A 14,073-nucleotide genomic window follows, 5' to 3' on the forward strand; every position below is an offset into this window, starting at 1 on the left:
GCATTCGGGGCCGTCAGGGATCCCAAAAATACTGCCGGCGCAGGCGCTGCCAGATCTTTTCCCCGACCATGCAGTCGTAAGGCGGCCCGAAAGTGATCTGGGCCGGAATCACCCGGGCGGGCTCGACCGGTATCCGCCCGCCGATTTCCAGGATCAGCTTGCGCCGCACCGCGTCGGGAAACTGCGCCCACTCGACCACCGGCAGGACAAAGCTGGCTGGCCCGCCGGTGACACAGTGGCGGTAATAGTCGTCAAGATCGGGAATGTTGAACTGGAAGCCGACGCCGCCCCTGGTCATGAGCGGCAGGCCGTTGATGACATGACCGCGCGCGACCGCCGCGTCACGCTCCAGCGTGACCGGAGATCCCTGGTTGTTGGGACCGTCCCCCGAGATATCTATGACAAGGCGGGACGCCTTGTAGGGCACATCCGCGAGCAACGCGGAGGCATGCCGGATGGCCCCGGAAATGGACGTGCGGCGCTGGCCGAAGGTCGTGTCCGCCAGAATCCTGTCGGCAAAGGCGCGCGCATCGGGCTGCGTCTCGATGATCGACCAGGGCACGATTTCCCGCGCGTGGTTTTCATTGGCCCATTCGAACATCATCAGCGCGATACGGCCGTTGACCCCCATTCCGATGGCGCGGATCACCTCGGGACTGGAAATCGCCGCCGCATAACCTCGGCGCTGGATCTGCAATTCTTCCGTCGACATCGACCGGGAGACGTCGACGGCGAGCACAAGGGCAACATCCACCTGCTCCTGCGCGACGGCGGGCGGAACGGGCGCCAGGAGCAACGAAACCGCGCCGATAAGGGTCCGGAACCAGGAGTGTCTCCACATGAGGCGAGGATAACCCAATCCTCCCGGACTGCCATCGGCCTGTTTGCAGCACCCGGTAAACCATCTGTGATCGGTTGCCGCAGTGTCCGCTTTCCCTATCGCGGGTGCTTGCCGATCCGCTATAAAGACACAAAAGCAGACAGTTCAGGGAGTGCTCCATGTCCGACACCGCCGCCAATGACGAGATCCAGAAACCGATGCTGGCCACCCTTCTTCACGAGGGGGTCTACCGGATCGTGATGCAGCGTCCGGACCGGATGAATGCGCTGTCCACGCAGATGATGGCGGCACTTTCCGGGGAACTGGAAGAGGCAGCCGCAAACCCGGACGTGCGCGTCGTTCTGATCGGGGCGGAAGGCAAGGTGTTCTGCGCGGGCCATGACCTCAAGGAACTGACCGCAGCGCGGGCCGAGGCCGATGACGGGCGCGCGACCTATGAGCGAATCATGCGGCAGTGCTCGGACCTGATGCAGCAGATCGTGCGCCTGCCCAAGCCGGTAATCGCCGTGGTCACCGGCGTGGCAACGGCCGCCGGTTGCCAGCTTGTCGCCTCGTGCGACCTTGCCATTGCCACGGACACGGCGACCTTCTGCACGCCGGGGGTCAATATCGGCCTGTTCTGTTCCACGCCAATGGTTGCGCTGTCGCGAAACGTCGCGCCGAAGCAGGCGATGGAAATGCTGCTGACCGGCGAAAGCATCGACGCCTCGACGGCCAAGGACTTCGGGCTGATCAACCGGATCGTGCCGCGGGACTACCTGGAGCAGGTTGTCCAGAAATATGCCGAGGCCATCGCCTCCAAATCCGCCCTGACTCTGAAGACCGGCAAGGAAGCCTTCTACCGCCAACTGGAAATGCCGCTGTCGGATGCCTATGACTTCGCGGCCCAGACCATGGTCGACAACATGATGGCGCGGGACGCGGAGGAAGGTATTTCGGCGTTCCTGCAGAAACGCAAGCCGGAGTGGACGGACAGTTGAGACCCTTCGGGAATGGGGTGTCTCCCGTTTGCCGGCGGTTGTTCCCGGGACCAGCTGGATGACACAGGCAGGCTATTCCGGACGTCCATTGGCGGCCAAGATCGGCCTGAAACCCGGCATGGATTGCTGGCGGCACGCGATGCCGGAAGACATCGCGGATCTTCTGGACGCGCAGCAACCCGGTCTCCAGCTCGTCGCCAATCCATCGCCCGGCCTGACCTGCGCCCATGTCTTCGTGTCGGACCGGCCGGAACTTGCCAGCCTGCTTGCCACCTTGCGGGAGCTGCTGGCACCCGATGGCATGATCTGGGTGTCCTGGCCGAAAAAATCCAGCAAGGTTCCGACGACCGTCACCGAAGACGTTGTCAGGGACATCTGCCTGCCGATGAGACTGGTGGACGTCAAGGTCTGCGCCGTCGATGCCGTGTGGTCGGGTCTGAAACTGGTGATCCGCAAGGAGCTGCGGGAGGCGCAGGCAAGCCGGTTCGGGCCGGACAGATAGGACGGACCAAGCGAACCGGCCGAACCGACAGACCACCCGGACGTGCCGTCTCGTTTGGATGACCCGTTATTGCCTCGAGCCCCCTTGCGGACCAGCGGGAATTCGCATTGGATAGCGCGGCTTATCGAAGGATCTCCTGCGCATGAACCACGACAGCTATTCCGACGCCTATATCAAGAGCATTCTGGACGAGGTCAAAACCGTCGCGATGGTGGGCGCCAGCGCCAACGCCGTGCGGCCGTCTTATTTCGTGCTGAAGTACCTTCTGGCCAAGGGCTACGACGTCTGGCCGGTCAATCCGGGCCAGGCGGGCAAGGAGATCCTCGGGCAAATGGCTTACCCGTCGCTCGGGGACCTTCCCGGCACACCGGACATGATCGACATCTTCCGCAATTCCGAGGCCGCCGGCCAGGTTGTCGATCAGGTGATCGCAAGCGGCCAGTTGCCCAGGGTGATCTGGATGCAGCTGACCGTGCGCCACGACGCCGCGGCCGCGCGGGCGGAGGCCGCAGGCATCAAGGTGGTGATGGACCGGTGCCCAAAAATCGAATACGGGCGGCTTTCCGGTGAAATCGGCTGGGCGGGAGTCAATTCCAGAACGCTTTCCTCCAAGCGGCCCAAGCTGAAGACAGGGTTCCAGCGCCGCGGCCTGTCGGAGAGCTGATCCGGCCCCGCGCCAGCTTCGCGCAATGCTCTCGCAGCAGATTGGCTCTCGCGTTTTCCTGACCGGTACGCCGAGCCAAACTGTCTGTGCGAAGTGGATGAAATGACCCAGGACCCGACACTGTTTACCGCCATCGAATGGGTGTTGCTGGCAATGGCCGGTCTTGTCTCCCTGATGCTGCTTGCCTTCTTTCACCGCGCCGAGCCCGGCTCGCCCTTCGCCGAGCGCGACGAGCGCTGGACAGGACAGGCGACCAACGGAACCTGCCCGGCCGGTCCCCCGAAGGGCGCTGAAACCCGCTGCCGCCCCGCAAATGCTGAGGACATGGCGGATTGATGAAAATTTTAAATTCAATTTATGAGAATTCGTTTCCAATTCGCCCCGAATGCGATCGATCCTGTTTGAATTTTCTCCATGGCCTGCCGTTAACCTTTGACCCGTGAATTCGTTGAAGACACGGTTGGAGACCCCATGCTGACAGCACTTGGCGACACCGCCTTTCTCGCCTGGAGCCCCCTGTTCCTGGCAACAGCTCTTCTGTTCGGCGTCTACTTGCGGGCCAGAAGCAGCTTGCCGAGCGGCTTGCCCGCACAGCACAGCGTGTCTTGCGAGACCCGGCGCGCAGGCCGCGCGAATGCCGTCCCGACACGGGAAAAGACATAATCCCTCCAGCCGCCCGAATATGAAAAATCGTTCTTTGACCTGCCCTGCCCCATCGGTCAAACTGGTCGCCAATTCAACAGGGAGGCTCATAAATGAGCGAAAACATTCCGGGTTTTTCAACTCTTGCCATTCATGCCGGTGCAGCGCCCGATCCGTCGACCGGTGCCCGCGCAACGCCGATCTATCAGACAACGTCCTTCGTTTTCGACGACGTTGACCACGCCGCGTCCCTGTTCGGCCTGCAGGCGTTCGGCAACATCTATACCCGCATCACCAACCCGACCACAGCCGTTCTGGAAGAGCGTGTCGCGGCGCTTGAAGGCGGCACGGCCGCGCTGGCTACGGCATCCGGGCATTCCGCGCAGCTGTTGTGCTTCCATTCCATGATGCAGCCTGGCGACAATATCGTCGCCGCGAACAAGCTCTACGGCGGTTCGATCAACCAGCTCAATCATTCCTTCAAGAGCTTCGGCTGGGGCGTCAAATGGGCCGATCCTGCAGATATTTCCAGTTTTGAAGCCGCGATCGACGACAACACCCGCGCAATCTTCATCGAGAGCCTTGCCAACCCGGGCGGCATCGTCGTTGACATCGAGGCCATTGCCGCCGTCGCCAAGGCCAGGGGCATTCCGCTTGTCGTCGACAACACCATGGCGACGCCTTACCTGTGCCGGCCGTTCGAACACGGCGCCGATATCGTCCTGCACTCGCTGACCAAATTCATGGGCGGCCACGGCAACTCCATGGGGGGCATCATTGTCGACGGCGGCAGCTTCGACTGGTCCGCAAGCGGCAATTATCCGCTGTTGTCAGAGCCGCGCCCGGAATACCAGGGCGTCGTGCTGCACGAGACCTTCGGCAACTTCGCCTTCGCCATCGCCTGCCGGGTGCTCGGCCTGCGCGATCTCGGTCCCGCGATCTCCCCCTTCAACTCCTTCATGATCCTGACAGGCATCGAGACCCTGCCGCTGCGCATGCAACGGCATTCCGACAACGCCAAGAAGGTCGCCCTGCATCTGTCCGGCCATGACAAGGTCAGCTGGGTGTCCTATGCGGCGCTGCCAGAGGACAAACACCATTCCCTTCAGCAGAAATACATGCCGAAGGGAGCCGGCTGTGTCTTCACCTTCGGCCTCGAAGGTGGTTATGAGGCCGGCGTCTCGCTGGTCAGCAAGGTGGACCTGTTCTCGCATCTGGCCAATATCGGCGACACCCGCAGCCTGATCATCCACCCGGCCTCCACCACCCATCGGCAGTTGACGGACGAGCAGAAAACAGCCGCCGGAGCCGGTCCCGAAGTGGTCCGTGTCTCGGTCGGTCTGGAGGATGTCGACGACATCATCGCCGATCTGGATCAGGCCCTGTCCGGCTGACATCCCGTAAAATGAGCGTCGAAAGCCCGCCGGAAGGCGGGTTTTCGAACGTCAGGCCCGGATCGGGTATGCGCCTTTCAATACCGCCTGATAGTCCACCGCGGCGGCCAGCACGATCACCGCGAAGCCCTGATGAAGCAATGCGACCGACAGCGGCACCTGCCAGATCAGCGTCAGGATGCCGAGGACGGCCTGCAGCAGGATGAAGCCGGCGATATGGCCCCCTGCGCGCCGCAACTCCTTGCGCTGGCTGACCCGGAAGGTGCCGAAGGCCAGGACAAAGCCGGCGATCATCAGTCCGTACGCTGTCACGCGGTGCTGGAACTGCACCGTCATCACGTTTTCGAAAAAGTTGGCCCAGACCGGTTCCATCACCAGAAGTCCCTTGGGGACGAACCGACCGTCCATGAGCGGCCAGGTGTTGAAGGTCATTCCGGCATTGAGACCGGCGACCAGACCGCCCAGGAAAATCTGCACGAACACCAGCCCCAGGACCAGCTTGCCGATCCCCTCCAGGCGGTCCTGCTCGAACGGATCGGTCTCCGGCAACGGCGCCAGCCTTCGGGCGATGCGGAACAGGTAGGCGAATATGATCAACGCGAGCGTCAGGTGGACGGCGAGCCGGTACTGGCTGACGTTGACCCTGTCGACCAGGCCGGACGCCACCATCCACCAGCCGACGAAGCCCTGCAGCCCGCCAAGCGCCAGCGCAACCAGAAGACGCGGCTTCAGCCAGGGTTCGATACGTCCGGCAGCCCAGAAAGCGACCATCGGCACGAAGAAGGCCAGTCCGATGAAACGGCCAAGAAGACGATGTCCCCATTCCCACCAGAAGATGAACTTGAATTCCTCAAGGCTCATGCCCTTGTTGAGGAGCTGGTATTCCGGGATTTGGCGGTATTTCTCGAGCTCTTCCTCCCACTCCGCCTCGCTGAGCGGCGGAATGGCACCATGGATCGGCTTCCACTCCGTGATCGACAGACCGGATTCGGTCAGCCGCGTCGCGCCGCCGACCACAACCATTGCCAGGATCAGCAGGCAGACGGCGTAGAGCCACCAGCGGATCCATGCCCGGCTTTGCCTGATGCGTGCCAGCCTGACGGGCGACACATGGGTCTCTCCGCCGTATCCGCTTGTCCCTGCCGTCATCGTCCCTCTCTGGCCGCACTGCCCGCATCTTGTTTCAAGGTTCGGAAAGCGGAGATATAGAGACAAATGCCAAACGGCAAGTGCAGGCTTCGCATTTGCGACAATCCGCTCATCATCCGGCGGTCGCCACCGGCAGAACCATGGGAAGCGAAGACGATCGCGAAACGCGCCCTTCACCATTTGGGCACCAGCCGGGGTCGCTCACCCGGCGATGACACCCAAACTCAATTCAGCGGATCGCCTCATATCCCGCCTTGAGTTTTTTCAGCGCCTCTTCGACCTTGTCCGCGTTCCTGGCGACTTCTTCCACGATGGTTTCGGCATCTTTTTCAGACAGTGCCACACCTGCAGCCTTGAGGGATGCCACCAGATCGAGTGCAGCCTTCTTCTTTTCCACGGCAGTGATCTTGATCGCCGCCGGCACTGCGGTCAGCGCCTTGACCGCGACTGTCGACAAAATCGCCCAGACCATTCTCAGCGCCGTCATCCGGGCATTGAACCCTGATTTCCCGATAGCCCCCAGCAGCGAGCCGGCAAGTTTGATGATTTTCTTGGGATCGCTGACCATGCCTTCGGGAATGTTGCGGGCAACATCGGCGCCGAACATGGCCACTGCCGCCTTCGACCCCTTCCAGGCGGCAAAAAGCGCCGCATCGACAATCTTGTCCCACAAGGTTGGCGTGTAGGTTTTCAAAATCGTCCGTGCCGCCAGCACAAGTTTGATCGCGTTGGCCCACTTCGGAAAGCTGTCCTTGTTCTTCGCCGTCCACTCCGCCACCTTCAAACCGGCATCGGCCGCGAAGACCACGGGATTGGCGGAGGCGATGGCAAGGAGAAACTCCATCTCCGCCTCGATCAGCACCTTGGTGGACTGCAGGTTCTTGCCCGCATGTGCAACGCCCGCATAGAGAATGTCGGTGACGAAACCCTCCCGGTTTTGCCGGTAGATCACGCCTTCCTTCGCGGTGGCGATGTCCGAAGTCAGCTGCTGGTAGGTGATGATCCCGCTGGGCCTCAACTTGCCATCCTGCAGGGTTTCATATTCCAGCGCATGGATGATCTGACGCTTGCCTTCCGGTGCCAGCCAGACATCTCCGGCCTTGGCGACGGCGACCCCGCCCGGCGAAGGCGGATCGATCCATCGCAGGAACCCGCCCGGTCTGGTCGCTGCGATTTCCTTGTCGGTCAGAGCGCGCGGAACCATCGTCGGGCGTCTCGCCGGTTTCGGATCGTCCTCCGGTTTGCCGGACGGTTTGTCATGAGGGTCATCCTCATCCGGAACATCCGGGATGCTCATCCGCTGCCAGACGGACGCGGAAGCCGGATCGTTCAGGGCAATGATGGTGCGCCCGACCGGGTCAACCCGTGAATCGGGCGACCGAAAGCCGACGACGCTGACCTGGAAATCCGCAATCATGCCGCGGGTCTTGCGGCCGCTGATTCCATCCGGCACGAGGTTCGGCCGCGAGGCCCCCATCAATTCGTTGAGCCGTGTCTGTATCGCGACCACATCGGGCTTGCCGTTCTTGCCCCATCGGCCCACGGATCCCACTATTCCGATTGAAGAATTGATCATTTTGACACCTTGCATATCGATGAGCGCGGTTGGTCCCGTTCAATCAATGAAACGGGTGCTTGGTACCGGTGGTTTGTTCGCCAGCGGGCGCAGCCTGACTGTTCTCAAAGCAACCCGATATCTGCGCGACCCGTATCTGCCTGGCCTGCTGGGCATGGCGGACCGGCGTGCCGGCCTTGCGAAATCAAAAAACCGACGCGTGCGATCATTCATCAATTGCGGCAGACCAGCGGGTCTGTTCGGTTGCCGCGAGAAAAGGAAACAGGTTATAACCGCCACCGGGCATGGCCAGCACCGTGAGAGCCATATAAAAGGCAACACCGCGCACTGTCTGTGATAGCGATCACAAGGACACGGCCATCACGACGAGATCAACGGAACCCCCTTGCAATGGTCCCTTCCTTCAGAAAATTCATCGGCATGGTGCTGCTGGTCGTTTTTGTGGTCGTCTATGCGCTCACCGCCATGGTGATCGGCGACCTGACCCTTCAGCAGTCTTCCACCCTGGTGCGCTTCACCTACTTCGCGATCGCCGGACTGCTGTGGGTCATACCGGCCGGCGCCATCATCTGGTGGATGGAGAAAAGCGGGAAACCCCGGTCCTGACGCCAAAGCGCGTTGCGGCCCAGCGGGCAATGCCGTAGAGGGCGAATGGCGCGCCGGTGAGATACTGATCAACCACCGACGGGTCCTGAAAACAGCCGTTCAGGGAGACGCGCGGCAGCATCATGGTATCGCGCGCGTTCGACGAATGCAGCACGCCCGGCTGGGTCGTGACGGACGAGGCAAATCCGATTTCACGCAGAATGGCCGCATCACGGGGGCCGGCCGCGTTGGATTTGCCATAAGGATAGGCAAAGTGCTTCGGCCGCCGGCCGAGTTCCGTTTCCAGGCGTTCCATGCCCTTCAAGACATCGGCCCGGGCCGCATCGGCCCGCAGGCGCGCCAGGGCCATGTGATTGTGAGTGTGGGCACCGATGGTCACAAGCGGATCCGAGGCCAGTTGCCTGACCTCGTCCCAGTTCATCATCTGTTCATCGGCCAGCTTCTTGAGGTCCAGACCGTATTGTTCTGACAGCGACCGGATGATGGCCCGCTGGTCCTGTTCGCTGACGTCATGCGTCAAATAATGTGCCAGGTGGTCAAAACACGCGTTTTTCTCATCGACGCTCCGGCAGGGAACGCCGCTCGCCGTGCCGTTCTGCAGGAAGGTGACCTCGTCGTTCCGGGCTATGATCCGCTCCAGAGCAAGCCACCAGAGTTCACTCGTCCGGTCGACCAGTCCGCTGGCGACATAAACCGTGAATGGCGCCGACAGGGCCTTCAGCACCGGATAGGCAATCTCCAAATTGTCCCGGTATCCATCATCGAAGGTCAGGACGGCATAGCGTTCGGGCTTGCCGTATCCGGATTTCAGAAGATCGATCGCCTCGTCGAGGGCAATGATGTGGTAGCCGTTCGCGCGAATACGCTCCACCGCCTGGCGCAAGAACTCCGGCGTCACTTCTAGATGACAGTTCGGCCGGAAGGGTCCCGAACAGGCAGGCCGGACATGGTGCAGCATGAACACGGCTCCGCAACCGCGTGTAACGGGTGCCAGAAGCGAGCTCAGCCCCGATTTCCGCAGGACGCCGAATGCTCTCGATATTGCTTTTTGCCGATTGCCCATAGGCCGTGACGCTCACTCTAGAGCATCTCGTGTGCGGTCGGGCGACCGCACACGAGATGCTCCATCATTCCAGGATTTATCAACTTCCGGTCGCACATCCGTTTCCGGCTGAACCTCCGATGATCTAGGTTGAAATGACAGTAAGGCACGGTTTATTTAACAATTCCTGCTACATCGACCAAGACAAGTTCTGACAATACCCAGTGTGCGGGAACGCCTTCGAATGCAAGCTCAAAAAGGTTCGACCGGTTTTCAAGAAGCCAATCAACCCGACCTCGATACAGCTCAATGCGACGGCGCCGCGGCGGAGGCCGCCGGCGTGAAGGTGACGGTGTTTGATCGCTTCGAGGATGCCAGATCCGAGTGGCAGCAGTTGAAGGACACCCGGCACAGCAATCCCTACCAGTCCCTTCGCTGGCTCGAGGCGTGGCACGCAACGCTCGGCAGGGACCATGAGATTGTCCCCGCCATCGCCGTCGGCCGGATCGGCCAAAAGACCGTCTTCGTTCTACCGATGGGGATCGTGTCGCGCACGGGTGTGAAAACACTTTCGTTCCTGGGCCATCAGAACGGCAACCAGAACACCGGGTACTGGGATGCCGCGTTTTACGACCGGGTCACACCGGAGGGGATCCGGTCGATTCTCGCCGAGATCTGCACCCAGACCGGAACCGATCTCCTGGCCCTGCAGAATGTTCCGCAAACCTGGCTCGGGCGGCAACACCCGCTGATACTGGAAAAGGCCCTGCCCAGTCCCAGTCCCGTTTTCACATGTTCCCTGCCGCCGGACTTCAATACGCTGTTCGAACAGACCCACAGCAAGTCCTCGCGCCGGAACCTGCTGCGCAAGCAACGACGCCTGGAAGCCGCCGACGGTTTCCGCGTGGTCAGGGCCGAGGCTCCGGAGGAGCTGGAGCGTGGCGTTCACGCGTTTCTGGAGCAACGTTCCAGGCGGACGGTGGCCGCCGGAGTACCAAACGTCTTCTCCGGGACCGAAGGGCGGGATTTCATCGAGCGCCTTGTCGGCCTGTCCGCCGGCGAAACGCACCCCGACAGCCGAATGCTGGACCTTTGGTATCTGGAAGCCGGCGGTGCCATCCGGTCAACCTATCTGTGCGTGGAACACGCCGGCGCGCTCCATTCCTACAGCACCAGCATCGCCCATGACGACATGCTCCAGAACAGTCCCGGCATCGTTCTGATCAAGGAAATCATCCGGTATGCCTGTTCAGCGCCGCACCTGGAGGTCCTGGATCTCGGTCTGGGGGAAGAACGCTACAAGAAGGAGTGGGCGGAGCCTGTCGCCCTTGCCGACAGTCTGCTTGCAATCACCTGGAAAGGGGCCTTGAAAGAACGGCTGGTGTCGGTCCTCACAAGAGCCAGGACCGCGGTGCGCAGCTCCAGGCTGATGTGGTCACTTGTGCGCCGGTTCCGAAAATGGAAAGCCGCTCACGACGGGCCCGCGGGTCAACAGCGTTCCTAGGCCGCATGCCCGTCGCCATTCCGGCGCGGCCCCGGTCCCGTGCCGGCTGAACTGACGACTTCGACCCTTGCTCCGGTATTGTGGGCAAGCAGGTTGGCGGCGCTTTGGAGTTCGTGGCTCTGGTCGGGCGCGCTGGCGGCGATCAGGACACGATCGGCGAAACTCAGCATGCGGGCACTCGCCAGCGTGCCGTCGATGGCACCGAGATCGACGACAACGACGTCATACGTCGACCTGATCGCTTCCAGAGCGAGTTTGAACCTGTCCGAATCGACCATCGCATCCGTTATCGCCACACGGCCTGCTTCGATAATGTGCGCCTTCGAGCCGGCATCCCGATAGACGACCTTGGCGAAGGCAGCGTTGCCGGCGACAATATCGGAGAACCCTTCGGCTGCTTTTGCGTCGGACTTTTCGGGAAAGACTTCCATGATCAGTGCCGACTTGCCACGCTGGGCTTCCCTGCGCACCAGGTCGAAGGCGAGATCGTGGGACAGCCCGTCGTCGTCCACGCTCAAAACGACAACGCGGCCACTGACATCGACATCGTCGGCAGAGGTCGGCTCCAGCGGCACATCGCGGGCGCCTGCACGCGGCGGCGGCACGACACCGGCCGTTCCGGCGTTTTCCGGGCGGGCAGCCTCTCCCCTGCTGCTCGCGGTGCGTCCGGCATCGGCATCGAGCCCGGACTGCGGCTGTGCCCGCGCCCCTCGCCGCGACCGGGCAACGGGTGCGCCTTTCGGCTCCGAATCGTTTTCGCCGGCACCGGCGGTCTCGCCGGCCCGGGTGTATGACGCCGGGGCACCGGCCCAGTTGCCGGGTTCCATCCGGTAGCTTGCCACCGGCTGGCCATAGCCTTGCCCCCAACCGCCTGTGCCGTCGGTTGTCGCCCCCTGACGGCGAGGCGGCGCATCGGCGGCCGGCCGGCTGCTTTCCACCGGCGATTCGCGCATCGCATAAAGGGCATTGCCGCTGAGAAACTCACGCATCAGCACGAAGGCGCAGCCCAGGATGAGTGTGACCAGCGCCGCGATAACGGTGCTGGCGATGATCTTCGGCGATGCCGGTTCAGCGGGGACACTCGCGCGCGAGATGATCCGCGCATCGGCGGGCAGCACCTGGGCCCGCAGCCTGGAATCGGCTTCCTGGAAGCTCAACAGCAGCTGATCGAGCTGCGCCGCCTTGGCGTTCGCCTCCCGTTCCAGTTCGGCAAGCCTTGCCTGGTCGGCATTGGATTTGGCAGCGGCCGTCTTCAGTTCCTCCAGGCGCGCGCCCATTGCACTGGCACGCTGATCGGCGACCTTGGCATCGTTCTCCAGCCCCTGCAGCACCTTGCGGGCCTCGGCCCGGATCTGCCTGTCATAGTCGCGAAGCTGCGATTGCAGGGATTTCAGTTGCGGGTGACCGGGCAGCAGCGTGATGGACAGTTCGGCAATGTTCGACTGGAGTTCGACCTGACGCTCCCTGAGGCGCTGGATCAGCGTTGAGCTCAGAACGTCGCTGGCGGTGTCGAGCGATGCGCCGGAATTGAGCAATTCCCGAATAAGGTCCGCCTTGGCCTGCGCTTCGGCCTTGGCGGCCTCGGCCGCCGAATAGGCCGTGCTGATTTCCGCCAGTTGCTGCTGGTTGAGCGGAATGTTGCCCGCCCCGATCAGAAGATCCGCCCGGGCCCTGAAATCGGACACGGCCTTGCGGGCCGCCTGCACTTCCTTGCGCAATTCAATGATCTGCGGCTCGAGCGCGGCGGAAGCAAGTTCGGTCGTCTCCCGTTTCGCGCTCGACTGGACCGCGAGATACTCGTCGACAATCGTGTTGGCCACCCTGGCGGCCAGAACCGGGCTTTCCGACAGGTAATCCACCGCAATCACGCGGGACCCTTCCAGACGGAAGATCTTCAGGTTCTTGTAGAAATGCTTGAGAACACGTTCCTCTTCGCTGTTTCCGGCCTCATCGCCCTTCAGACCGATGGCAGAAAACAGCCAGGAGACCGGATTGCCGCCGCCCCTGGCATCAAATTCGGGAATCGCCGCCAGATTGAGCTTGGTGGCGACGCGCCTGGCCAGATCCGCGGACATCAGCAACTGAACCTGGCTGGCCACGCCTTCGCTGTCGAGAAGTGCCCTCTCCTCTTCCTGGCCGCGGGAAGCGCCGGAGAAATTGTCGGTGCTCTCGATCAGGACACGGGACTCGCCCTGGTACTTCGGCGCCACCAGCTGCAGACCCAGAAACACTGCGGCAGCGACGAACAGCGTCAGGGGCAGCAGCCAGCCAAGCGCCCGGGCCATCGCCCGCAGCAGGCCCGCCAGGTCCAGTGCCATATCGTCGTCGGAATGTGTCTGCCGCGCAGCATTCATTGTCTGTAACTCCAAGGTACCGGCAAACTATGTCCAATTATGGTAAGCGATCAGTTAAGCCGGATTCAATTGATCCGATGCACCTGTTAATTAACTCATGCGCAGTTTTGACAGGTCCCGCGAACGGTCAAAAACACTCTTCACCGTCGATTAACCATAAGGCGCGATGCTGTCCGGGAATTGTAGGAGAGTCATTGATGCGAACGAGAGCGCTTGCTGTTCTGGGCCTTTGCCTGGGCCTTGCTGCTTGCAGTGGGTACAGACAACCGCCGACAGCATTTCACGAAACGCTGACGCAGCCTTACCGTCTGGATTCCAGCGACAAACTGCGCATTATCGTGTTTGGCCAGGACGACCTGTCCAACACCTATGTGATTGATCAGGCTGGATATATTTCCTTCCCTCTGGTCGGAAGCGTTGCCGCGCGCGGCAAGACCCAACAGGGTCTGGCCGGGGAAATCGGCGCCAAGCTGCGCCAAGGCTACATCCGTGATCCGGACGTCTCCGTGGAGGTCGACACCTATCGTCCGGTGTTCGTGATGGGCGAAGTGCAAAATGCAGGCCAGTACAGTTACGTCGCCGGCATGACTGTCCAGAATGCCATCGCCACCGCCGGCGGATTCAGCTCTCGCGCCCAGCAGACGGACGTCGACATCACGCGTCAGCTCAACGGTGAAGTTCTAAACGGTCGTGTGCCCATTTCGGACCCTCTGCGGCCGGGAGACACGATTTACGTCCGCGAACGCTACTTTTAAGAGGCGCGCCGGATTAACCGCAGACTCACCTCCCTTTGCTAGGGTGCAGTATCAAGGCCCAACC

At 61.8% G+C, this 14,073-nt stretch carries 15 protein-coding genes; 10 read left to right on the forward strand and 5 right to left on the reverse strand.

Annotated elements, in window-relative coordinates; all coding sequences use genetic code 11:
* Nucleotides 1-13: 13 nt before the first annotated feature.
* A complete protein-coding gene (locus AC0VX3_RS18060) occupies nt 14-841 on the reverse strand; it encodes a DUF1194 domain-containing protein (protein ID WP_475521671.1) in 828 nt (275 codons plus the stop codon).
* A gap of 158 nt (nt 842-999) precedes the next feature.
* Between AC0VX3_RS18060 and AC0VX3_RS18065 the strand changes: the two genes are divergently transcribed.
* From AC0VX3_RS18065 to AC0VX3_RS18090, 6 genes are all read left to right on the forward strand, one after another.
* Nucleotides 1,000-1,821 carry an enoyl-CoA hydratase gene (locus tag AC0VX3_RS18065; RefSeq protein ID WP_475521672.1) on the forward strand — a complete coding sequence of 274 codons (822 nt, stop codon included), beginning with the start codon at nt 1,000-1,002 and terminating at the stop codon, nt 1,819-1,821.
* A gap of 58 nt (nt 1,822-1,879) precedes the next feature.
* Nucleotides 1,880-2,323, forward strand: a complete 444-nt coding sequence (locus tag AC0VX3_RS18070) for a hypothetical protein (RefSeq protein ID WP_475521673.1) — start codon at nt 1,880-1,882, stop codon at nt 2,321-2,323.
* Between the two features lie 142 nt (nt 2,324-2,465).
* On the forward strand, nt 2,466-2,987 hold the full coding sequence (locus tag AC0VX3_RS18075) for a CoA-binding protein (protein ID WP_475521674.1): 522 nt from the start codon (nt 2,466-2,468) through the stop codon (nt 2,985-2,987).
* 102 nt (nt 2,988-3,089) lie between these two features.
* Complete coding sequence (locus tag AC0VX3_RS18080; RefSeq protein WP_475521675.1) at nt 3,090-3,323, forward strand: hypothetical protein; 234 nt, start codon at nt 3,090-3,092, stop codon at nt 3,321-3,323.
* A gap of 135 nt (nt 3,324-3,458) precedes the next feature.
* Complete coding sequence (locus tag AC0VX3_RS18085) at nt 3,459-3,650, forward strand: hypothetical protein (protein ID WP_475521676.1); 192 nt, start codon at nt 3,459-3,461, stop codon at nt 3,648-3,650.
* Nucleotides 3,651-3,742: 92 nt separating this feature from the next.
* Nucleotides 3,743-5,023 carry an O-acetylhomoserine aminocarboxypropyltransferase gene (locus AC0VX3_RS18090; RefSeq protein WP_342894111.1) on the forward strand — a complete coding sequence of 427 codons (1,281 nt, stop codon included), beginning with the start codon at nt 3,743-3,745 and terminating at the stop codon, nt 5,021-5,023.
* Between the two features lie 51 nt (nt 5,024-5,074).
* Here the strand turns inward: AC0VX3_RS18090 and AC0VX3_RS18095 are convergent, their stop codons facing one another.
* Together AC0VX3_RS18095 and AC0VX3_RS18100 are read right to left on the reverse strand one after the other, a co-directional pair.
* The gene (locus AC0VX3_RS18095) at nt 5,075-6,172 is read right to left on the reverse strand and encodes a COX15/CtaA family protein (protein ID WP_475521677.1); all 1,098 of its coding nucleotides are present in this window, start codon (nt 6,170-6,172) and stop codon (nt 5,075-5,077) included.
* Nucleotides 6,173-6,401: 229 nt separating this feature from the next.
* Entirely contained in the window at nt 6,402-7,748 is a 1,347-nt protein-coding gene (locus AC0VX3_RS18100; RefSeq protein WP_475521678.1) for a peptidoglycan-binding domain-containing protein, read from the reverse strand.
* Nucleotides 7,749-7,794: 46 nt separating this feature from the next.
* On the opposite strand from AC0VX3_RS18100, the gene AC0VX3_RS18105 reads away from it, so the two are divergent.
* Together AC0VX3_RS18105 and AC0VX3_RS18110 are read left to right on the forward strand one after the other, a co-directional pair.
* Nucleotides 7,795-8,085: a hypothetical protein gene (locus AC0VX3_RS18105; protein WP_475521679.1), complete on the forward strand. Its 291-nt coding sequence runs from the start codon at nt 7,795-7,797 to the stop codon at nt 8,083-8,085.
* Nucleotides 8,086-8,138: 53 nt separating this feature from the next.
* Nucleotides 8,139-8,354 (forward strand): DUF2842 domain-containing protein, encoded by a 216-nt coding sequence (locus AC0VX3_RS18110; RefSeq protein ID WP_348148324.1) that lies wholly within the window; start codon nt 8,139-8,141, stop codon nt 8,352-8,354.
* On the opposite strand, the gene AC0VX3_RS18115 is transcribed toward AC0VX3_RS18110, so the two are convergent.
* On the reverse strand, nt 8,314-9,312 hold the full coding sequence (locus tag AC0VX3_RS18115; RefSeq protein WP_475521680.1) for a polysaccharide deacetylase family protein: 999 nt from the start codon (nt 9,310-9,312) through the stop codon (nt 8,314-8,316). The genes AC0VX3_RS18110 and AC0VX3_RS18115 overlap by 41 nt on opposite strands.
* Nucleotides 9,313-9,640: 328 nt before the next feature.
* On the opposite strand from AC0VX3_RS18115, the gene AC0VX3_RS18120 reads away from it, so the two are divergent.
* Nucleotides 9,641-10,900 carry a GNAT family N-acetyltransferase gene (locus tag AC0VX3_RS18120; RefSeq protein ID WP_475521681.1) on the forward strand — a complete coding sequence of 420 codons (1,260 nt, stop codon included), beginning with the start codon at nt 9,641-9,643 and terminating at the stop codon, nt 10,898-10,900.
* On the opposite strand, the gene AC0VX3_RS18125 is transcribed toward AC0VX3_RS18120, so the two are convergent.
* Nucleotides 10,897-13,254 carry an exopolysaccharide transport family protein gene (locus AC0VX3_RS18125; protein ID WP_475521682.1) on the reverse strand — a complete coding sequence of 786 codons (2,358 nt, stop codon included), beginning with the start codon at nt 13,252-13,254 and terminating at the stop codon, nt 10,897-10,899. The two genes, AC0VX3_RS18120 and AC0VX3_RS18125, sit on opposite strands and share 4 nt — an antisense overlap.
* Nucleotides 13,255-13,451: 197 nt before the next feature.
* On the opposite strand from AC0VX3_RS18125, the gene AC0VX3_RS18130 reads away from it, so the two are divergent.
* Nucleotides 13,452-14,009, forward strand: a complete 558-nt coding sequence (locus AC0VX3_RS18130; protein WP_342894104.1) for a polysaccharide biosynthesis/export family protein — start codon at nt 13,452-13,454, stop codon at nt 14,007-14,009.
* Nucleotides 14,010-14,073 lie beyond the last annotated feature (64 nt).

Source organism: Roseibium sp. QJM3NY_11, from assembly GCF_056173175.1.

What these genes read in the sequence shown, in the direction of transcription:
- AC0VX3_RS18105 (WP_475521679.1), top strand. Translation starts at nt 7,795, where the DNA reads ATGAAACGGGTGCTTGGTACCGGTGGTTTGTTCGCCAGCGGGCGCAGC.
- AC0VX3_RS18080 (WP_475521675.1), top strand. Translation starts at nt 3,090, where the DNA reads ATGACCCAGGACCCGACACTGTTTACCGCCATCGAATGGGTGTTGCTG.
- AC0VX3_RS18070 (WP_475521673.1), top strand. Translation starts at nt 1,880, where the DNA reads ATGACACAGGCAGGCTATTCCGGACGTCCATTGGCGGCCAAGATCGGC.
- AC0VX3_RS18090 (WP_342894111.1), top strand. Translation starts at nt 3,743, where the DNA reads ATGAGCGAAAACATTCCGGGTTTTTCAACTCTTGCCATTCATGCCGGT.
- AC0VX3_RS18060 (WP_475521671.1), bottom strand. Translation starts at nt 841, where the DNA reads ATGTGGAGACACTCCTGGTTCCGGACCCTTATCGGCGCGGTTTCGTTG.
- AC0VX3_RS18075 (WP_475521674.1), top strand. Translation starts at nt 2,466, where the DNA reads ATGAACCACGACAGCTATTCCGACGCCTATATCAAGAGCATTCTGGAC.
- AC0VX3_RS18065 (WP_475521672.1), top strand. Translation starts at nt 1,000, where the DNA reads ATGTCCGACACCGCCGCCAATGACGAGATCCAGAAACCGATGCTGGCC.
- AC0VX3_RS18110 (WP_348148324.1), top strand. Translation starts at nt 8,139, where the DNA reads ATGGTCCCTTCCTTCAGAAAATTCATCGGCATGGTGCTGCTGGTCGTT.
- AC0VX3_RS18125 (WP_475521682.1), bottom strand. Translation starts at nt 13,254, where the DNA reads ATGAATGCTGCGCGGCAGACACATTCCGACGACGATATGGCACTGGAC.
- AC0VX3_RS18120 (WP_475521681.1), top strand. Translation starts at nt 9,641, where the DNA reads ATGCAAGCTCAAAAAGGTTCGACCGGTTTTCAAGAAGCCAATCAACCC.
- AC0VX3_RS18115 (WP_475521680.1), bottom strand. Translation starts at nt 9,312, where the DNA reads ATGCTGCACCATGTCCGGCCTGCCTGTTCGGGACCCTTCCGGCCGAAC.
- AC0VX3_RS18100 (WP_475521678.1), bottom strand. Translation starts at nt 7,748, where the DNA reads ATGATCAATTCTTCAATCGGAATAGTGGGATCCGTGGGCCGATGGGGC.
- AC0VX3_RS18130 (WP_342894104.1), top strand. Translation starts at nt 13,452, where the DNA reads ATGCGAACGAGAGCGCTTGCTGTTCTGGGCCTTTGCCTGGGCCTTGCT.
- AC0VX3_RS18095 (WP_475521677.1), bottom strand. Translation starts at nt 6,172, where the DNA reads ATGACGGCAGGGACAAGCGGATACGGCGGAGAGACCCATGTGTCGCCC.
- AC0VX3_RS18085 (WP_475521676.1), top strand. Translation starts at nt 3,459, where the DNA reads ATGCTGACAGCACTTGGCGACACCGCCTTTCTCGCCTGGAGCCCCCTG.